The sequence below is a fragment of the Paractinoplanes toevensis genome (genome assembly GCF_018332695.1).
In the GTDB taxonomy this organism is placed as follows: Bacteria; Actinomycetota; Actinomycetes; order Mycobacteriales; family Micromonosporaceae; genus Actinoplanes; species Actinoplanes toevensis.
Genome location: NZ_BOQN01000011.1, coordinates 107,111 through 129,187, shown reverse-complemented (window position 1 = coordinate 129,187; position 22,077 = coordinate 107,111). Strand labels below are relative to the sequence as shown.

General features: G+C 74.9%; 1 protein-coding gene and 2 pseudogenes. All 3 read right to left on the bottom strand.

The genetic code is table 11. The features are described from left to right. Window positions 1-27 precede the first annotated feature (27 nt). Window positions 28-1,698 (bottom strand): annotated as a pseudogene (locus Ato02nite_RS53190) (amino acid adenylation domain-containing protein); the annotation flags it as partial. 42 nt (window positions 1,699-1,740) lie between these two features. Next, window positions 1,741-7,251: pseudogene (locus tag Ato02nite_RS53185) on the bottom strand (amino acid adenylation domain-containing protein); the annotation flags it as partial. After that, window positions 7,248-22,061: a non-ribosomal peptide synthetase gene (locus tag Ato02nite_RS04815; RefSeq protein ID WP_213005134.1), complete on the bottom strand. Its 14,814-nt coding sequence runs from the start codon at window positions 22,059-22,061 to the stop codon at window positions 7,248-7,250. The gene Ato02nite_RS04815 and the pseudogene Ato02nite_RS53185, both read right to left, overlap by 4 nt. Window positions 22,062-22,077: the final 16 nt, after the last annotated feature.

Sequence of the window (22,077 nt, the reverse complement as noted above, 5' to 3'; positions counted from 1 at the left end):
GCCGGCGGCCTGCGCGGCGGCGAGCGGGCCGGCCGCCGCGGCCAGCCCTTCCACCGTGGGGTGGGCGAAGACGTCGCGGGCGGTGAGCTGCCAGCCGGCCGCCCGGGCGCGGGCGGTCAGCTGCAGGGCCAGGATGCTGTCGCCGCCCAGGGTGAAGAAGCTGTCCCGCACGCCGGCTCGGGGAAGCCCGAGAACGTCGGCAACCGCGCGGGCGAAGAATTCCTCGGCCGGCGTGCGGGGGTCGTCGGCACCGGCCCGAGCGGCGAAATCGGGGGCCGGCAGCCCTCGGCGGTCAAGCTTGCCGTTGGGGCTCAGTGGCAGCAAGTCCAACTGGACGAATGCCGCCGGAACCAGGTGTTCGGGCAGCGTGCCGGCCAGATGGGCGGCCAGGTCGGCCGGCGGCTCGCCGACCACGTAGGCGACCAGGCGGACGGCCGGACCGTCCGCGCGGGCCACCACCGCGGCCGCGGTCACGCCGGGCACGGCAAGCAGGGCGGCCTCGACCTCGCCCGGTTCGACCCGCAGACCGCGGATCTTGACCTGGTCGTCGGTGCGGCCGGCGTACTCGAGGGCGCCGTCGGGGCGCAGCCGGGCCAGGTCACCGGTGCGGTACAGGCGGTCGCCGGGTGCGCCGAACGGGTCGGCGACGAAGCGGGTGGCGGTCAGGGCGGGCCGGTTCAGGTAGCCGCGAGCCAGCTGCACGCCGCCCAGGTAGAGCTCGCCGACGAAACCGGCGGGCATCGGTCGCAGCCAGGGATCCAGGACGTAGGCCTGGGTGTTCCAGACCGGCCGGCCGATCGGGACCGGCGCCGGAACCGTGGTGTCGACCGGCTGGTAGGTGACGTCCACGGCCGCCTCGGTCGGCCCGTACAGATTGTGCAGCTCGACGCCCGGCAGCAGCGCGCCGAACCGCCCGGCCAGATCGCCCGGCAGTGCCTCGCCGCTGCAGATGACCCGCCGCAGGGCGGCGGCGGCCCGGCCGGCGGCCGGATCGGCCAGAAAGGCCCGCAGCATCGACGGTACGAAGTGGACGGTGGTGACGTTCTCGGCGGCGATCAGCTCGGCCAGGTAGGCGGGGTCGCGATGGCCGTCGGGGCGGGCCACGACCAGGGTGCCGCCGGCGATGAGCGGCCAGAAGAACTCCCACACCGAGACGTCGAAGCCGGCCGGGGTCTTCTGCAGCACCCGCTCGCCGAGTTCGAGCCGGTATTCGTGCTGCATCCAGCGCAGCCGGTTGACGATCGAGCGATGCGAGACGACCACGCCCTTGGGCCGGCCGGTCGACCCGGACGTGTAGATCACGTAGGCGGCGGCGTCGGCCGGGATGTCGACCGGCGCGACCGGCTGGTGGTCGGTGGCGGCCGACGTGAGCAGCACGGTCGCGCCGGAGTCGGCGAGGAGATAATCGTTGCGTTCCCGCGGGTGGGACGGGTCGATCGGCAGGTAGGCGGCGCCCGCCCGGTGCACCGCGTACAGGGCGACGACCAGGTCGATCGAGCGCGGGATCGCCACCGCCACGATGCTGCCCGGACCGGCGCCACGGGCGAGGAGCGAGGCGGCGAGGCGGCCGGCCCGGTCGTCCAGTTCGGCGTAGGTCAGCTCGGCGCCCTCGAACACGACGGCGACGGCGTCGGGGGTGCGGTGCACGGCCCGGGCGAACAGCTGCGGCAGCGTGGCCGGTTCCGCCGGGTGCGCGGTGTCCGCGGGCTGGGCCGGTGCGGGCAGGGCCCGGCCGACCGGCCGGTCCGGGGCGGCGGCCAGATCGGCGAGCAGCGCGCCGAAGCGGTCCAGGATCTCCTCGGCGGCGGCGGGCGAGAACACGTCGGTGCGGTAGGCGAGGCCGAGCCGCAGCCGCTCGTCCGGCGCCACCGCCAGGGTGAGCGGGTAGTGCGGGGCGTCGTCGCCGGTCACGTCGGTCATCCGCAGGCCGGCCGCGCCGGTGGCGGAGTGCAGGGCGCCGGTGTCGAGCGGGTAGCTCTCGAAGATGGTGAGCGTGTCGAACAGCTCGCCGATCCCGCCGATCCGCTGCACCTCGGTCAGCGGCAGGTGCTGGTGGTCGAGCAGCGCCGCCTGCGATGCGTGCAGGCGGGAGAGCAGACCCGTCCAGCTCTGCGCCGGGTCCAGCCGTACCCGTACCGGAAGGGTGTTGATGAAGAAACCGATCATGTCCTCGACCCCGGCGACCTGGGCCGGGCGACCGGAGACGGTGGTGCCGAAGACGACGTCGGTGCGGCCGGTGAGGTGCGACAGGAGCACCGCCCAGGCGGCCTGCACCACGGTGTTGAGGGTGACCTGCCGGTCCCGGGCCAGCGCGGTGAGACGTTCGGTGACCACGCGCGGCAGCGAACGTTCCAGCTTGCCGGGCCGCTCGTCCAGCACCGCGCCGGCGTCCGGCGCGACCAGCGTGGGCTGTTCCAGGCCGGCCAGGCCGGCCCGCCAGGCGCGCCCGGCGGCGTCCCGGTCGGCGCGCTGCAACCAGCGCAGATAATCCCGGTACGGGCGGGGCGCGGGCAGTGTCCGTCCGTTGTAGAGGTCGAACATCTCTCGTACGGCGAGCGGCGTGGACCAGCCGTCGAGCAGCACGTGGTGGTTGGTGAGGATCAGCCGGTGCCGGTCCGGGCCGGCCGGCACCAGGGTGAGCCGCAGCAGCGGCGCGGTGGTCAGGTCGAACGGAGTGTGCCGGTCGGCGGCGGCGATCTCGTCGAAGTCGCCGTCCGCCACCGTGAACGGCAGCGTCGCGTGGGCCGGCACGACCTGCCGCAGGACGCCGCCGGGCCCGGCCGGGAAGCAGACCCGCAGGGCCGGATGCCGGTCGAGCAGCGCCTGCCCGGCGGCCCGGAGCCGGTCCGGGTCGAGCGGCCCGTCGAGGTCGAGGACCTGCTGCACGACGTACGGGTCGACGTCGTCGGCCAGCGCCGCGAGGAAGACGAGCCCCTCCTGCAGCGGGGTCAGCGGCCAGACGTCCTCGAGACCGCCGGGCCTCGCTTCGAGGGCCCCGATCTCGGCCTGGCCGACGCCGGGAAGCAGCAGGTCGGACGGCGTGCGCCCACCGGTCTCGCCGACCAGGCCGGCCAGGGCCGCGAACCAGTCCCCGGCCAGCGACCGCACGTCGTCCTCGGTGAACACACCCTCGGGGTAGGTCAGCGAAACGGTCAGCGAGCCGTCCAGCACCGAGGCGTTGATCTCCAGTGCGCGGGTGAGCGGCATGTCCGGGTCGGCGTCCCCGCCGAGCCCGCCGATCGAGGCCCAGTCGCCGTTCTCGGCGGTGGCCGCCGAGTCGAAACGGCCCAGGTAGTTGAGGACGATCTCCGGTTCCGGGCGGACCGCGAGCACCGGCCCGGTCGCCGGGTTGAGATAGCGCAGCAGTCCGAACCGGGCGCCGTTCTCGGGAACCGCCCGCAGCTGCTCCTTGATCCGCTTGAGCGCGGCGGCCGGGCCGTCGGCGCCCGGCGTGAGCCGCACCGGGTATTCGGTGGTGAACCAGCCGACGGTCCGGGACAGGTCGACGCCCGGCACGAGCGACTCCTCGCGACCGTGACCCTCCAGCTCGACCAGCAGGCTGTCCCGCCCGACCGCGAGGGCCAGGCCGGTGAGCAGCACGTCCGGCACGGCCGCGTGGAAGGCGGCCGGCACGTCCCCGATCAGCGGCGCGGTCCGGGCGGCGTCGAGGGCGACGGTTACGGTCCGGGCGGTGGCCACGGTGTCGCGGGCCGGGTCGACCCGGCGCGCACCGAGCGGCGGTGCCTCCTCGCCGGCGAGAACCCCCAGCCAGTAGGGCGCCTGCGCGGAGTCGGCGGCCGCGGTGACGAGGCCGGTGGCCCATTCCCGGAACGACGTCGCCACGGCCGCCGGCGCCGGAGTCCGTCCCGCGATCACGTCACCCCACGCGGCGACCAGGTCGGGCAGCAGAATCCGCCACGACACCCCGTCCACCACGCTGTGATGGACGACGAGAACCACCTCGTCCGAGCCGTCCCAGACCACCTGGATCGGCACCCCGTCGGCTGCCCGCAGCCGGGGATCGGCGCGCACCACCACGTCCTCGGCGGCGAGCGAGCCGGGCGGCGGCACCGTGAGGCCCGTGCCGGTCCAGCGGGCGCGCAGCAGGTCGTGCCGGTCGAGCAGCGCCTGCACCACCGCGTGCAGCCGGTCGAGGGTGAGCCCCTCGGGCGCGCGCAGCACCATGCTCTGGCGGTAGGCGGCCGACGGGCCGGCGTCGCGCAGCCAGGCGAGGGCCGGGGTGAGCGGCACGTCGCCCAGGGCGGCGCCGACCGGCGCGACCGCCCGGGTCTCGGTGACCGGCGCGGCGGCGGAGGCGAGCGCGGCCACCGTGCGCAGCTCGAAGATCTGCCGCGGCGTGATGCGCAGCCCGGCCGCGCGGGCGCGGGCGACGAGTTGAAGCGACACGATGCTGTCGCCGCCGAGGGTGAAGAAACTGTCCTCCACGCCGACCGCGGGCAGGCCCAGCACCTCGGCGAACAGGCCCGCGAGAATCTCCTCAGCCGGCGTGCGCGGCGCGGCGTCGCCGGTGAGCGCCCCGAAATCGGGCGCCGGCAGGGCCCGCCGGTCCACCTTCCCGGCCACGGTGACCGGGAACCGGTCGAGGGTGACCACGGCGGCGGGGACGAGGTGGTCGGGAAGCCGCTCGGCGGCCCACTCGCGCAGGCCGGGGGCTTCGCCGATGACGTACGCCACCAGGCGTCCCTCGCGGGGCAGCACGAAGGCCTGGCGCACGTCCGGGTGTTCGGCCAGAGCCGCGGCCACCTCACCGGGCTCGACCCGGAAACCACGGATCTTGACCTGGTCGTCGGACCGCCCGACGAAATCGAGCGTCCCGTCCACGGTCCACCGGACCACGTCGCCGGTGCGGTACATGCGTTCCCCGGCCCGGAACGGGTCGGCGACGAACCGTGCCGCGGTCAGACCGGGCCGGTTCAGGTAACCGCGGCCCAGCTGCGCGCCGGACAGATACAGCTCGCCCGCGACACCGTCCGGCACCGGCCGCAGCCAGCCGTCCAGAACGTAGGCGCGGGTGTTGCCGATCGGCCGCCCCACCGACGGCAACTCGCTGTCGGCGACCCACGCCATCAGGGTGTCCACAGTGCACTCGGTCGGCCCGTAGAGGTTCACCCCGGTGACCCCGCCGGCCGCCCGCAGGGCTTCCCACAGCGCCGGACCGGCCGCCTCGCCGCCCAGCATCACGAGGGCGGGAGCGCTGTCGAGCAGGCCCGCGTGCACGAGTTCCTGACCGAGCGAGGGCGCCACGTCGAGCACGTCGATGCCGTGTGCCGCCACGTAGGCGACGAACAGGTCGGCGTCGCGGCGCGTCTCGTCGTCGAGCAGGTGCAGCTCGTGCCCGGCGACGAGCCAGAGCATGCCCTCCCACGAGGTGTCGAAGACCAGGGCCGCGGACAGCGCCACCCGGACCCGCCGCCCGGCCGCGGTGGGCACGATGAGCCGCTCGCGGTGGTGGTGGAACAGGTTCATCAGGCTCGCGTGCTCGACGACCACGCCCTTGGGCCGCCCGGTCGACCCCGAGGTGTAGATCAGGTAGGCGCCGTGGCCGGGCGACGGATCGACCGGTGCCGGCTCCGCGGCCACCGACGATGCGACGAGCTCGGGCGTCACGACCACGGCGGGGGCGGCGTCGGCCAGCAGGTAGTCGATGCGGTCGGCCGGGTAGTCCGGGTCGATCGGCAGGTAGATGCCGCCCGAGCGCAGGGCGGCCAGCCAGGCCACCACGGCGTCGGCGGTGCGGGGCAGGAGGACCGCCACCACCTTCTCCGGGCCGGCGCCGTGGGCGCGGAGCACGGGGGCCAGGCGGTCGACCCGGGCGGCCAGATCGGCGTACGTCAAGAACGTCGAACCGAAGCGCAGGGCGACCGCCTGCGGCAGGCGTCGCACGGTCGCGTCGAATTCGTCGAGGAGCGTGCCGGGCGGCACCACCAGGGCTGTGTCGGGCTCCGGCCGAGGCCCGGCCGGCGGAAGTGACGCGAGGCAGCCGTCCGGGTCGGCGGCGAACGCGGCAAGCAGCTGTTCGAGGCGGTGGAGGATGCTTTCGGCGCGGGTGCGGGAGATGACGTCGGCGCGGTACTCGGCGCCCAGCGTCAGCCTCTCCCCCGGCACGACCGTCAGGGTGAGCGGGTAGTGGGTGGCGTCGTGGCCGGTCACCTCGGCCAGGCGCAGGCCGGCCGCGTCCTCGAGGGCGCGCAGGCCGTCGGCGTCGAGCGGGTAGCTCTCGAAGACCAGCAGCGTGTCGAAGAGCGGGCCGATGCCGCCGAGCCGCTGGATGGTGGCCAGCCCGACGTGCTGGTGGTCGAGGAGCGCGGCCTGCTCGGCCTGCACGCGGGTCAGGTATCCGGCCCAGGTGTCGGCCCGCCGCGGGCGCACCCGCACCGGAACCGTGTTGATGAACAGGCCGACCATGTCCTCGGCGCCGGGCAGGGTCGCGGGGCGGCCGGAGACGGTGCTGCCGAAGACGATGTCGTCGCGGCCGGTCAGCTCCCCGAGCACCAGCGCCCAGCACCCTTGCACGACGGTGTTGAGCGTGAGGCCCTTCGCCCGGGCCGCCTCGGCCAGAACTCCGGCGTCGACGATGTGCTCGATGGCCGCCGGGGTTGCCGAAGCCTGGTCGCCGGAGCCCAGAACGGTCGGCTCCTCGATCCCGGCGAGGGCGTCCCGCCAGGCCTTCTCGCTCGCGTCCCGGTCCTGCCGGGCCACCCAGCCGAGGTACTCCTTGTAGGGGCGCACCTTCGGCAGCGGCCGGCCCGCGTAGGACAGCAGCAGGTCGCGCACCAGCAGCGGCGCCGACCAGCCGTCGAGCAGGATGTGGTGGCTGGTCAGCACCAGGCGGTGCCGGTCGGCGCCGAGCCGGATCAGGGTCCAGCGCAGCAGCGGCGGGCGGGCCAGGTCGAACGGCTTGCGCCGGGCCTCGTCGGCCACCGCGTCCGCGTCCTGCGGGCGGTCGGTCAGGTCGATCGACGTCCAGTCCACCGGCAGCGACGCCGGGATCAGCTGCACCGGCTGACCGGCCTTGCGCGGCCGGAACGCGGCCCGCAGGTTGGCGTGCCGGTCCATCAGCGACTGCGCGGCCGAGCGCAGCCGCGCCGGGTCGAGGTCGCCGTCCAGGGTGAGGATCTGCTGCACGACGTACACGTCGGGGCCGCTGTCCGCGTAGGCGGACAGGAAGTAGAGACCCTCCTGCAGCGGCGACAGGGGCAGGATGTCCTGCAGTCCGCCCGGCGTGGTCACAAGAGCCTCCACTCGTCTTCGAACTCGTCGATCTCGTCCTGGCTCAGCGACACCAGAAGGTCGGATGGGGTGTGGCCGCCACCGCCGGTCGCGGCGGCGCGCAGCCGGTCGAGGGCCTCGGCCCAGCGCTCGCCCAGCTCGGTGATGTCGGCCGCGGTGAAAACGCCGTCCACATAGGAGAGCCGAATGTCCAGCTCCGGGCCGCCCGGCAGGTCGGCGGTCGCCGCGTTGATCTCCAGGGCGTGCGCGACCGGGAAGGCCGGGTCGAGCCCGTCCCCGAGCCCGTCGTTCTCGGCGGCGGCAACCCACGTCGCAGCGCCATCGGCCTCGGCCGCGGCCAGCCGGCCCAGGTAGTTGAAGAGGATCTCCGGCTGGGCGGCGGCGGCCAGGACCGGGGCGGTCTCGGGGTTGAGGTAGCGCAGCAGGCCGTAGCCGGCGCCGGCGTCCGGCACCGCCCGCAGTTGCTCCTTGACTCGTTTGAGGGCCGCGGCCGGGTCGTCGCCGCCCGAGTCGATCCGCACCGGGAACTCGGTGGTGAACCAGCCGACCGTCCGGGTGAGGTCGCTGCCCGGAACGAGGTGCTCCTCGCGGCCGTGCCCCTCCAGGCGAAGCAGGAGGCCGTCGCGGGTCGCGGCCGGCCGCCAGGCCCGCACGGCCAGGGCAAGACCGGTGAGGAGTACGTCCTGCACGCCCGCGTGGAACGCCTCGGGCACCGCGGTCAGCAGCGGCTGCGTCTGCTCCACCGTCAGCCGCACGGTGTGCTGCCGGAGCGCCGCGACCGTGTCACCGCCGACCCGCCGGGAGCCGAGCGGCACGCCGGTCGCGGCCGACGGACCGGTCAGGATCGACTGCCAGAACGGCAGCTCGGCCGCGCGGGCGCGGGCGGTGGCGGTCAGGCCGCGGGCCCAGGTGCGCAGGGACGTGCCGACCGGTGGCAGCTCGGTGCCCTGCCAGGCGGTGGCCAGGTCACCGGCGATGATGCGCCAGGAGACGCCGTCGACGGCCAGGTGGTGGCCGACCAGCAGCAGGCGGCCGCCGTCGAACAGGACGGCCTCGATCATGCGGCCCTCGGTCGGCGCGAGACGGCGTACGGCGGACTGGTGTTCTTGATCCAGGTCTTTCTCGCCGATCGTGACGATGTCCGCCGCGATGACCGCGCCCGGCGCGGGGACCACCAGGCCGTCGGCCGTCCAGCGGGCGCGCAGGGCGTCGTGCCGGTCCAGCACGGCCTGCAGCAGGGTGGCCAGCCGCTCGCGGGTCAGCGTCGCGGGCACGCGCAGCAGCAACGACTGGGCGAACGTGTCGATCGGGGCGTGCTGGTCGCGCAGCCACGCCTGGATCGGGGTGAGCGGCACCTCGCCGAGGCCGGCGCCGGCCGGTTCGCGGACCGCGCCGCCGGCTGTGGTCACGACCCGGGCCAGGGCGGCGACCGTCTGGTGCTCGAACACCTGGCGGGCGCCGAGGTCGAGACCGGCCGCCCGGGCCCGCGACACCAGCTGCAGGGCGACGATGCTGTCGCCGCCGAGGGCGAAGAACCCCTCCTCGACGCCGACCTCGTCGAGGCCGAGGACCTCGGCGAACAGGGTCGCGAGGAGTTCCTGCAGGACGGTGGCCGGGCGTTCGACGTCGCGCTCGACGACCGGCTCGGGCAGGGCGTTGCGGTCCACCTTGCCGCCGACCGTGCGGGGCAGCTCGGCCAGCATGACGACGGCCGCCGGTACCAGATATTCGGGGAGGCGCCGGGCGACCCACGCGCGCACCTCGGCCGGGTCGGCGGTGCCCTCGGCGTACCCGATCAGGCGGCTGTCCTTGGCCAGGACGTAGGCGTTGCGCACGGCGGGGTGCTCGTCGAGGGCGGCGGCCACCTCGCCGGGCTCGATCCGGAAGCCGCGGATCTTCACCTGGTCGTCGGCCCGGCCGAGGAACTCGATCTGGCCGTCGCGGGTCCAGCGGACCAGGTCGCCGGTGCGGTACATGCGTCGGCCGGCCTGGAACGGGTCGGCGACGAACCGTTCCGCGGTCAGCGCCGAGCGGCCCAGGTAGCCGCGGGCGAGGCCGGAACCGGCCAGGTACAGCTCGCCCGGCACGCCGGGCGGCACCGGGCGCAGCGAGCCGTCCAGGACGTACGCGGTCTTGTTCCGGTCCGGGCCGCCGATCAGCACCGGGCCGCCGCCGACACACTCCCAGAAGGTCGAGTTGACGGTGGCCTCGGTCGGGCCGTACGCGTTGATCATGCGGTTGGTGGCGGTCCAGCGGTCGACCAGCTCGGGCGGGCAGCGGTCGGCGCCGACCACCACGGTCACGCCGGCCGGCACCACACCGGACGGGAGGGCGCCGAGCGCGGCCGGCGGCAGGGCGAAGTGGGTGACCGCCTCGTCCCGCACGAACGCGGCGAACGCGTCGCCGAGCCGGGACTCCTCCGGGGCGATCACCATGGTGGCACCGCGCAGGACGCTCACGGCCAGCTCGGCGACGGTGACGTCGAAGCTGGGCGAGGCGAACTGGGCGATCCGGTCGCCGGGGCCGGCCCGCCAGGTCTCGGCGAACGTGTCGGCCAGGTCGGCGAGGCCGGCGTGCGGCACGACGACACCCTTGGGCCGGCCGGTCGATCCGGAGGTGTAGATGACGTAGGCGGCGTGCTCGGGGCGCAGCGGGACGGTGACGGCGCTGTCGTCGTCGTCCAGGTCGGTGGGCGCCAGGACCGGGATTCCGGGCGGGAGGCCGGCCGTGCCCGGGTGGGCGACGACCAGCACCGGTTGGGCGTCGGCGGCCAGGGCGGCGACCCGCTCGGCCGGGTAGGACGGGTCGACCGGCAGGTAGGCGCCGCCGGCCTTGCTGATCGCCAGCTCGGTGGCGAACAGGTCGGCCGAGCGGGGCAGCAGCACCATGACGAGCCGGTCAGGGCCGACGCCGGCCCGGATCAGGCGCCGGGCGAACCGGTTGGTCCACCGGTCGAGGTCGACGTAGGTGATCCGGTGCGGGCCGTCCTGGATCGCCACGGCCTGCGATGCGGAGTGCGCGGCGAAGAGTTCCGGAAGGGTGCGCGGCTCGGTTGCGGAACGCTTCCCCTGCCAGTCCGACTCCAGCGCTCGCCGTTCTCCGTCGGTGAGGATCTCCAGCTCGGACAGCCGCCGCGCCGGGACGGTGACGGCCGACTCCAGCAGCCGAACGAAACGGGCGGCCATCTCCGCGGCGGAGGCCGGGTCGAACAGGTCGGCGCTGTACTCGATGACGCCGCGCATCCCGTCGACACCCTCCTCCTCGGTGACGACCACGCCGAGGTCGAACTGCGCGACCCCGGTGTCGATCGGCAGCGGCGCGGTGTCCAGCCCCGGCAACCCGGGGACGGATGCCGGAACGTGCTGGAACGCGACCATCACCTGGAAGAGCGGGTTCCGCCCGAACGACCGCTCCGGGTTGACCGCCTCCACGACCCGGTCGAACGGCACGTCGGCATGACCGAACGCGGCCAGGTCGGCCCGCCGCACCCGCCCGACGAGGTCGCCGAACGACGGGTCCCCGCCGAGGTCGGCGCGCAGCACGAGGGTGTTGACGAAGAACCCGGCCAGCGCGTCGAGCCGCTGGTCGCCCCGGCCGGCGACCGGGCTGCCGAGCGGGATGTCGGTGCCCGCCCCGAGCCGGGACAGCAGCGCCGACAGCGCCGCCTGCACCACCATGAACGCGGTGCTGCCGGTCCGCCGGGTCAGCTCCCGCACCCGCCGGTGGGTGCCGGCGCCGATCTCGAACGGCACGATGCCGCCGCGGTGCGACGGCATCGCCGGCCGTGGCCGGTCGGCGGGCAGGGCGAGCTCGGCCGGGATGCCGTCGAGGGTGGTGCGCCAGAACTCCAGCTGCGCGTCCTGCACGCCGTCGAGCAGTTCGCGCTGCCAGAGCGCGTAGTCGGCGTACTGCACCGGCAGCGGCTCCCAGTCCGGCGCCGCGCCGCGCGTGCGGGCGGCGTAGGCGGCGCCGAGGTCGGCGATGAGCCGCCCCTCGGACCACTCGTCGGTGACGATGTGGTGCAGCAGAAGCAGCAGCACATGCCGGTCCGGCCCGGCGGTGAACAGGTGCGGCCGCAGCAGCGGTTCGGACGCCAGGTCGAAGCCGTATCCGGCGGCCTCGACCAGGGCCGGCTCGCTGAATTCGCCGCGCTGCCAGACGATTTCCGGCCTCGCGAGGATGTGTTGCACCGGGTTGCCGTCGACGGCCGGGAACACCGTGCGCAGGCTCTCGTGCCGCTCCACCACGTCGTCGAGGGCGGCGGTCAGCGCGGCCTCGTCGAGCGGACCGTCCAGCCGCAGCGCGAACGCCACGTTGTAGGTCGGGCCCGGCCCGTTGAGCTGGTGGTGCAGCCACAGCCGGTGCTGCGCCGGCGCCACCGGCAACGGATCCGGCCGCTCGGCCACCACCAGCGACGGCCCGGCCGCCTCGGTGCCGGCCCGGTCCAGGTGGGCGCCGAGCGCGGCCGGGGTGGGCGCGTCGAAGACGACCCGGATCGGCAGCGTGACACCGAAGACGGCGCGGGCGCGGGCCGCGAGGGCGGTGGCGGTCAGCGAATGCCCGCCGAGCGCGAAGAAGTCGTCCGACGCCCCGGCCGCCGGAAGGCCGAGGACCTCGGCGAACAGTCCACAGAGGATCTCCTCGGTGGGGGTGCGCGGTGCGGTCCCGCCGGCGATTCCGGCGAAGTCCGGTTCGGGCAGGGCACGCCGGTCCAGCTTCCCGGCCACGGTCATCGGCAGCGCGTCGAGACCGACGAAAACGGCGGGGACGAGGTGATCGGGAAGCCGCTCGGCGGCCCACTCCCGCAGGTCGGTCCGTCCGATGACGTACGCCACCAGGCGTCCCTCGCGGGGCACCACCGCGACCTGCCGCACGTCCGGGTGTTCGGCCAGGACCGCGGCCACCTCACCGGGCTCGACCCGGAAACCACGGATCTTGACCTGGTCGTCGGCCCGTCCGACGAATTCGAGGGTGCCGTCGGCGGTCCACCGGGCGACGTCGCCGGTGCGGTACATGCGTTCCCCGGCCCGGAACGGGTCGGCGACGAACCGGGTAGCGGTCAGCCCGGCCCGGTCGAGATAGCCGCGGCCGAGCTGGGCGCCGGAAAGATAGAGCTCGCCGGCGACACCGTCCGGCACCGGCCGCAGCCAGCCGTCCAGAACGTAGGCGCGGGTGTTGCCGATCGGCCGCCCCACCGACGGCAACTCACTGTCGGCGACCCACGCCATCAGGGTGTCCACAGTGCACTCGGTCGGCCCGTAGAGGTTCACCCCGGTGACCCCGTCGGCGTCCCGCAGCGCCTGCCAGATCCGCGGATCCGCGGCCTCGCCGCCGAGCGCGACCGTGGCCGGCCGGTGCGCGCCGGTCAGCAGTCCGGCGTCCACGAGCGGCCCGGCCAGCGACGGCGTGACGTCGAGGAAGTCGATCCGGTGCCGGTCGACGTAGCCGGCGAACAGCGCCGGGTCACGCCGGGTCTCGTCGTCGAGCAGGTGCAGCTCATGCCCGGCGACGAGCCAGAGCAGGCCCTCCCAGGAGGTGTCGAAGACCAGGGCGGCGGACAGCGCGGCCCGGATCCGCCGACCGCGGGTGACCGGCGTGATGAGCCGCTCCCGGTGGTGGTGGAACAGGTTCATCAGGCTGGCGTGCTCGACGACCACGCCCTTGGGCCGCCCGGTCGAACCCGAGGTGTAGATCAGGTAGGCGCCGGAGCGCGGCGCGATCGGCGGCCGGACGGGCGCGGCGTCCCGGGGGTCCGCGCCGGCAAGACGCTGGAGCAGCTCCGGGGTCACCACCATCGCGGGGGCGGCGTCGGTCAGCAGGTACTCGATGCGGTCGGGCGGGTAGTCGACGTCGATCGGCAGGTAGATGCCGCCGGAACGCAACGCGGCCAGCCAGGCCACGATCGCGTCGGTGGTGCGCGGCAGCAGGACAGCGACCACCTTCTCCGGGCCGGCCCCGGCCGACACCAGCACGCGGGCCAGCTCGTCGACCCGCGCCGACAGCTCGGCGTAGGTGAGCGAGTCGGCGCCGAACCGCACCGCCACGGCGGACGGCATCCGCCGCGCGGTGTCGTCGAACGCGTCGAGCAGCGTGCCCCGCGGAACGTCCATGGCCGACTCGCCGGGCGCCGGCGTGCCGGCCGGGCGAACCCGCACCATCGCGGTGTCCGGGGCGGTCACGAACGCGTCCAGCAGGTCGCGGAATCGGTCCAGGATGGCGGTGGCGGCGCTCGTGTCGTACAGGTCGGGCCGGTGTTCCAGGCGCAGCCGCAGCGCGGCGTGCGGGACCACGACGAGGCTCAGCGGATAGTGCGTGGCGTCCACCGGGATGCCGCCGCTGACCTGCAGGCCGGGCAGTGCCGGGAGGCCGGCCGTGGCCGGGTAGCTCTCGAAGACGGTGAGCGTGTCGAACAGGTCGCCGACGCCGGTGAGCCGCTGGATCGCGGCCAGGCCGAGGTGCTGGTGGTCGAGCAGCGCGGCCTGCTCGCCCTGCACCCGGCGCAGGAACTCGGTCCAGGTCTCGGACGGCCGCAGCCGCACCCGGACCGGCACGGTGTTGATGAACAGGCCGACCATGTCCTCGACCCCGGGCAGCCCGGCCGGTCGGCCGGACACGGTCGCCCCGAACACGACGTCGTCGCGGCCGGTCATGGCGGACAGCAGCAGCGCCCAGGCGCCCTGCACGACGGTGTTGAGGGTGAGCCCGTGCCGGCGGGCGGCGGCGGTGAGCCGGTCGGTCCCGGCCGGGGACAGCACGATCTCGGCGACCCTCGGCAGCGCGGCCACGGCCGGCGCGCCCGGCGCTACCAGGGTCGGTTCGTCCACTCCAGATAGTGCGTCGCGCCACGCGGTCTCACCGGCGGTGGCGTCCTGCGCGGCGAGCCAGGCCAGATAGTCGGTGAACGGCCGCGGCGCCGGGGTGTCGGCGCCCGCGTACGCGGCGAACAGGTCACGCATGGCGAGCGGGCCGGACCAGCCGTCCATCAGCAGGTGGTGCTGGGTGAGCACGAGCCGGAAGTCGCCCGCGCCGACCCGGGCCAGCACGAACCGCAGCAGCGGCGGCGCGGCCAGGTCGAATCGGCGGTGCCGCTCGGCCGCGACGAGCGCGTCGAGCTCGCCCGGCGCGACGGTCACCTCGTCGAACGGCACCTCGGCGCTGGCCGGGATGACCTGCACGGCCGTCCCCGAGTCGGTGCGCACGAAGCCGCCCCGCAGGTTCGGGTAGCGGTCGAGCAGCGCCGCGGCGGCGGCCCGCAGCCGTCCGGCATCGACGTCACCGGTCAGCGTGAAGACCTGCTGCACGGTGTAGACGTCGGTGCCCTCGTCCCGGCCGGCCAGGTAGAACAGGCCCTCCTGCAGCGGCGACAGCGGCAGCACGTCGACCAGGCCGGGGTCGAGCGCGGCGAGCTCCTCGGATCCCAGACCGGAGAGGGGTACGTCCGACGGGGTGAGCGCCCCCGCACCCGGCTCGGTGGCGGCGGCCAGCAGCGCGACCAGGGCGGCCAGCCAGTCATCGGCGATGCGCCGCACCTCGGCGTCCCCGATCGCCCCGGCCGGGTAGCTGAACTCGGCCCGCAGCACCGGCCCGTCAGCACCGTCCACCGTGGAGGCGTTGACCGCGAGCCGGTGCCGCACCGGCATCCGCGGGTCGGCGGTGGCGTGCACGGCCGGGAGTTCGCCCGCGATCCCCCAGTCGGTGTCGGCCGCGGCCCCGCCGAACCGGCCCAGGTAGTTGAACAGCACCTCGGGCGCGGCACCGGCCAGATCACCGAGGTGGTGCAGCAGACCGTAGCCGAGGCCGCCGTCCGGCACCTGCCGCAGCCGCTCCTTGACCCCGCGCACCACCGCGGCCGACCCGCCCGCCGCGGCCGGCAGCCGGACCGGGTATTCGCTGGTGAACCAGCCGACGGTCCGGACCAGGTCGGCGCCCGGCACGACCTGCTCCTCGCGGCCGTGGCCCTCGAGCCCGATGAGCGGTTCGGCGTGGCTGCCGATCCGCCGGGACAGGGCCAGGGCCAGACCCGCCAGCAGTACGTCCTGCACGCCGGCCCGGAACGTCTCCGGCACGGTGGTGAGCAGCGGCCCGGTGACCGCGGAGTCGACGGTCACGGTGATCCGCCGCAGCGTCCCGGCGGGATAGCGCTCAGCCGCGCCGCCCGCCGCGTCGGTACCGCCCGCAGCGCCGGCACCGCCCGCGCCGGCCAGGGTCCGCTCCCACAGCGGACGCTCGGCGTCCCGGGACGGCAGGGCCGCGTGCAGGCCGAGCGCCCATCCCCGGAAGGAGGTGCCGGCCGCCGCCGGCGTTTCGCCCCGCGCGGCCGCGGCCAGGTCCTCGGCCAGGATGCGCCACGAGACGCCGTCCACGACCAGGTGGTGGGCGACGAGTAGCAGTCGTCCCGGCCGGGCGCCCCGGTCGAACCAGACCGCCTGCACCATGGTTCCGGCGGCCGGGTCGAGCCGGTCGGCGGCGGCTTCCCGCTCGGCCGCGACCAGCTCGGTAAGGTCTTCCGCGCCGACCTGAACAACGCGCAGATCGAGCGCGAGCTCACCGGCGGGCACATCGAGGGCCCACCGGCCGTCCTCGGTGACGAGCCGGGCGCGGAGCAGGTCGTGCGGCGCGAGCGCGGCCTGGACGACGGCCTGGATGCGGCCCGCGTCGGCGCCGGCGGGGGTGTGCAGCAGCAGTGCCTGTGAGTAACGGTCGATCGGGGCGTCCAGCTCGCGCAGCCAGGCGACGATCGGGGTCTCCGGAATCCGGCCCACGCCGGACTCCCGGGGCCCGGCGGCGGCGACCGTTGCGGCGACCCGGGCCAGCTCGGCGACCGTCTGGTGCTCGAAGACCTGGCGTGGCGCGATGTGCAGGCCGGCGGCCCGGGCCCGGGAGACGAGCTGGATGGAGAGGATGCTGTCGCCGCCGAGGGCGAAGAACCCGTCGTCCCGGCCGACCGCGTCGTCGTCGAGGCCGAGCAGCCCGGCGAACAGGCCGGCGAGGACCCGCTCGTCGGCGGAGGCAGGTCGCTCGCCGGTCGCGGCGACGGCCGGCGCCGGCAGGGCGGCCCGGTCCACCTTGCCGCTCGCGGTCAGCGGCAGGGTGTCCAGCAGCAGCACGGTGGCCGGCACCAGGGGCGCGGGCAGCGCGGCGGCCAGGTGGTCCCGCAGGCCGTCGGGCGTGACCGCCGAGTACGGCTCGTAGGTGGTGCGCGGGACGGCATAGGCGAGCAGGCGGCCGGACCGGGCGATCACCGCGGCCCGGGCCACGCCGGGGTGGGCGGCCAGAACGGCCTCCACCTCGCCGGGCTCCACCCGGAAGCCGCGGATCTGCACCTGGTCGTCGGTGCGGCCGAGGAACTCCAGGTCACCGGAGGCCGTGCGGCGGGCCAGGTCGCCGGTGCGGTACAGGCGGGTGCCGGGCGCGCCGAACGGGTCGGCCACGAACCGCGACGCGGTCAGGGCCGGGCGGCCCAGGTAACCCCGGGCGAGGCCGGCGCCGCCCAGGTAGAGCTCGCCGGGCACGCCGGGCGGCACCGGGCGCAGGCGCTCGTCCAGGACGTGAGCGGTGCGGTTCGGGTCGGGGCGGCCGATCAGGACCGTGTCGAAGCCGGGGGTGGCCGGCCAGGTCGTCGCGGTCACCGTGGCCTCGGTCGGGCCGTACGCGTTGATCAGGCGGCGGCCGGCCTGCCAGCGGCGTACCTCGTCGGCCGCCATCGCCTCGCCGCCGATGGTGATGGTCACCGACTCGGGGATGGCCGACGTCGGCATGGCGGCCAGCAGGGCCGGCGGCAGGTCCGCGTGGGTCAGCCCGCGGTCGGTGACGAACTCGCCCAGACCGGCTCCCAGCCGCACGTCCTCGGGGACGACGACCAGCGTCCCGCCGGACAGTAGGGAGGCGGCCAGTTCACTGAACGCCACGTCCACGCCGGGCGAGACGAACTGCGCGACCCGCGAACCCGGCCCGGCACCGAAGATCGACCGGACGGCGCCGACCAGACCGGCCAGGCCGGTGTGCGGGACGACGACACCCTTGGGCCGGCCGGTCGACCCGGAGGTGTAGATGACGTAGGCGGGATGTTCCGGAAGTGCCGGGACCACCGGCGCGGAACTGTCGTCGGAGAGTTCGTCGACACCGACCTGAGTGATGTCCAACTCGGACGGTCCGTCGGTGACCAGCAGGACCGGGGCGGCGTCGGCGATCTGCAGGCGGTGGCGGTCGGCCGGATGGTTCGGGTCCAGCGGCAGGTAGGCGCCACCGGACTTGGTCACCGCCAGCAGCGCCACCAGCAGATCGGCGGAGCGGGGCAGCAGCACCGCCACCACGCGCTCGGGGGCGGCACCGGCGCCGATCAGGCGGTGCGCGAGACGGTTGGCGCGCTCGTCCAGCTCGGCGTAGGTCATGAGCCGGTCGCCGGCTTCGACGGCGACGGCGGACGGCGCGGCCGCGACCTGAGCTTCGAAGAGCTGGGCCAGCGTTCGGGGGTCGGTCGTGTCGCGTACACCCTGCCAAGCGGACGCCGCGGCGGCCCGTTCGGCCTCGCTCAGCAGGTCCACCGCGGAGATCGCGTGTTCGGGGTGGGCCACGACGGCCCGCAGCAGGCGCAGCAGCCGGTCGGCCAGCGCCGCGATCGTTGCCGGGTCGAACAGGTCGGCGCGGTATTCGATGCTCGCGTCCAGGCCGTCCGGGCGTTCGGCCAGGTCGAAGGTCAGGTCGAACTTCGCGGTGCCGGTCGGCACCAGCCGCGGCGTCACCCGCAGGCCGGGGAAACCGGCGACGGCCGGCAGCGCGGCCTGGTAGGACACCATCACCTGGAAGAGCGGGTGGTGGGCCGGCGAGCGCCGCGGATTGAGGTCCTCGACCAGGCGCTCGAACGGCAGGTCCTGGTGGGCGAGCGCGGCCAGGTCGGCGGAGCGCACCCGCTGCAGCAGCGCGGCGAAGCTGGGGTCGCCGGAGACGTCGGTGCGCAGCACGACGGTGTTGACGAAGAAGCCGACCAGGCGTTCCAGGGCGTCGTCGCCGCGGCCGGCCACCGGGGTGCCGAGCGGGATGTCGGTGCCGGCGCCGAGCCGGCTGAGCAGGGCGGCCACCGCCGCCTGGACGGTCATGAACAGCGTGACGCCGTGCTCGCGGGCCAGCCGGCGCAGGTCGTTCTCCAGGTCGGGGTCGATGCCGACGGTGTGCATGCCACCGGTCCCGGTGGCGCGGGCCGGGCGGTGGCGGTCGGTGGGCAGACGCAGGACCTCGGGGAGGCCGGCCAGGTTCTGCCGCCAGAAGTCCAGTTGCTCGTCCACCGGCAGGGTTTCCTGCCAGGCCGCGTAGTCGGGGTAGCGGACCGGCAGCGGCGGCCAGCCGGGTTCGTCACCGTAGAGCCGGGCCGCGTAGGCGGTGGCCAGGTCGTCGAGCATCGGGGTGAGCGACCACTCGTCGCCGGCGATGTGGTGCACGACCAGCAGCAGCACGCGCTGCCGGGGGAACCAGCTGACCCGCAGCGGCGCCTCGGCGGTGATGTCGAACGGTTCCCGGACCGCGTCGTCGATGTCGCCGTCGCCGACAGTTACTCGAACGTGTGGTTCCAGAACGGTCGGCCGCGGTGATCCGTCCTGGGACGGGAAGACGGTGCGCAACGGCTCGTGGCGGAGTACCAGATCGGTCAGCGCCTCTTCCAGAACCCCCAGGTCGAGGGGACCGTCCACGTCGAGGGCGAGCGGCAGGTGGTAGGTCGGGTTCGGTCCGTCCACTTGGGACAGGAACCACATGCGGCGCTGCGCGGCCGACATGGTGCCGGGTGCGGCGCCGGGGACCAGCGGTGGGCGGGCGGTGCCGCCGGCCGCGGCGGCGGCGACACGGGCCGCCAGGGCGGCCACGGTGGGCGCGTCGAAGACGTCGCGCAGGGAGAGGTCGGTGCCGAGCAGGGTACGCACCCGGGCGGCGACCCGGGCGGCGAGCAGCGAGTGGCCGCCGAGGGCGAAGAAGTCGTCCCGCACGCCGACCGCCGGAACACCGAGCACCTCGGCGAACACCCCGGCCAGCAGCTCCTCCTGCGGGGTGCGGGCGGCCTCGGGGGCGACGGCGGCGTAGTCCGGGGCGGGCAGGGCGTTGCGGTCGAGCTTGCCGTTCGGCGTGGTGGGCAGCGCGTCGAGCACCACGATCGCGGACGGCACCATGTAGTCGGGCAGTGCCTCGGTGGCCCGGCGGCGCAGGTCGTGGTCCGCTCCCACCACGTAGGCGACCAGGCGGCGGTCGCCGGGCCGGTCCTCGCGGACGATCGCCACGGCCCGGAGCACGGCCGGGTCGGACTCGAGGACGGCCTCGATCTCGCCCAGCTCGATCCGGAAACCGCGCAGCTTCACCTGGTGGTCGACCCGGCCGAGCACCTCGAACGCGCCGTCCGGCCGGCGGCGGGCCAGGTCGCCGGTGCGGTACATCCGCTCCCCCGGTGCCCACGGGTCGGCCACGAAACGCGACGCCGTGAGACCGGGACGGTTCAGGTAGCCGCGGGCGACGCCGGCGCCGGCCAGATAGAGCTCGCCCGGGAAACCGTCCGGGACCGGCCGCAGCGCGGCGTCCAGGACGTAGGCGCGGGTGTTCCCGATCGGATGGCCCACCGTCACCGTGTCGCACCGCAGGAGGTAGGCGGTGGACCAGATCGTGGTCTCGGTCGGCCCGTAGAGATTGGTCACCGACGCGGCCTGCTTGCGCAGCTCGGCGGCCAGCTCCGGCGGCAGCGCCTCGCCGCCGACCAGCACCCGCAGCCCGGCCAGCGCCGCCGCACCGCCGGGCACGTCGATAAGCGCCCGCCACAGTGTCGGGGTCGCCTGCACCACGGTCGTCCCGGTGCGCCGGACGAGCGGCGCGAGCACGGCCGGGTCCTGCACGGCCGCCTTGGGGGCGAGCACGACGGCCGCGCCGCACAGCAGCGGCAGGTACAGCTCCAGCCCGGAGATGTCGAAGCTGACCGTGGTGACCGCGAGGAGCCGGTCGTCCTCGGCGAGCGGCACCTCCTCGCGCATCGCGAGCAGGAAGTTGACCAGGTTCTCCCGGGTGACCACGACGCCCTTGGGCCGCCCGGTCGACCCGGAGGTGTAGAGCACGTAGGCGGCGTCGTCCGGCCGGTAGGTCGTGCTCCCCAGGGGGGTGGCAGCCGGCCGGTCGTCGTCGTCGTCGTCGAGGTCGAGCGTCGGCACGTCGGCGTTGATCAGGCCGGCCCGGGTCACCAGCAGGGCCGGGGCACTGTCGGCGAGCATCCAGGCCAGCCGGTCGGCCGGGAAGTCGGGGTCGAGCGGCAGGTAGGCGGCGCCGGTGCGCTGCACGGCCAGCAGTGTGATCAGCAGGTCGGCGGTGCGCGGCAGGCCGCAGGCCACGATCCCGCCCGGCGCGGCGCCGCGCGCGGCGAGCACGGCGGCCAGGTCTTCCACGCGGGCCCGGAGGTCGGCATAGCCGATTGCCGCGCCATCCGGTTCGATCAGGGCAACCGCTTCGGGCGTACGCCGGACCTGCTCGTGCCAGAGGTCGATCAGTCCCGCCGCCGGCAGTTCCCGCACCGTGTCCTCGATGACGGGAGCCGCGACCAGCCCGATGCGGCCGGTCGGGGTGGCCGCGTCCGTCTCGGCGAAGGTGGCGATCAGGGCGGCCAGCCGCTCGGTGTGCCCGTCCAGATCGGCCTCGGTCCAGCGGGCCGGGTTGGCGTCGATGGCCAGCTCGAGGACGTCGCCGCCGCGGTCGTCCAGGGTGATCGACAGGTCGTCCACCGGGCCGGGCGAGAGGTAGCGCGGCGTGCCCGGGTGGCCGGCGAAGTTCAGGGTCGTGCCGAACGGCTTGATGTTCACCCACGGCCCGACCAGCCGCCGGCCACCGCCGACCAGCCCCAGATCGCGCCGGATGTCCTCGCCCCGGTAACGCTGATGCGGCCGGATCGCCCTGACCTCGGCGGCGACCCGGCCGATCAGCTCCGTCACGGTGTCCCCCGGATCGACCGGCATCCGCAGCGGAAGAACATTGACGGCGGTGACCGGCACCCGGGCGGCCACCGAGCCGAGCCGGCTCATCATCGGCAGCCCGAGCACGGCCTCCGGCGCACCGGTGAGCCGGTGCACGTAGAGCGCGGTCGCGGCCAGCACCGCCTCGACCCGGGTGGCGCCGGACGCCTTGCCGACCGCGCCGAGACCACGCCCGACCTCGGCCGGCAGCGCCACCCGGCGGCGCAGGAAGGTGGAACTGGGCCGGACCGGTCCGGAACCGAGGTCCGGCACTTCCACCCCGGCGAGGTGCGACCGCCAGAACTCCCGGTCGGCCGCATGCTGGTCCGAGGCCCGGTAGGCGGCGTCCTCGGCCACCACGTCCGCGAGCCGCCCGAACGGGCTCGGCGGCACGTCGGTCCCGGCCATCATGGCGGTGTAGACGGCGGCGAGCCGCTGGGCGACCAGCGCCGACGTGTACGCGTCCATGACGATGTGGTGGCAGCGCTGGTACCAGGTCCACCGTCCGGGGCCGCGCCGGATCAGCGCCTCGGCGAAGACCGGCCCTTCCGCGAGGTCGATCGGCGTGGCCAGGTCGTCACGGATCCAGTCGCCTTCCTCGGCCAGGACCGTCAGGCTCCACGCCGGCTCGACGATCTCCTGCCTCGGGTCGTCGGTCGTCCCGGTGAAACGCGCCCGCAGCGCCTCGGCGTCGGACAGCGTCCGGCGCAGTGCCCGCTCGAACACCACCGGGTCGACCTCGCCGTCGATGTCGACGCAGGCCGCCGTGGTGAACGCCGGTCCCGGGTCCAGGTGCTGGGCGAACCAGACACCGGACTGGGCCGCGGTGAGCTCAAGGGACACTGAAAACTCCGTTTGT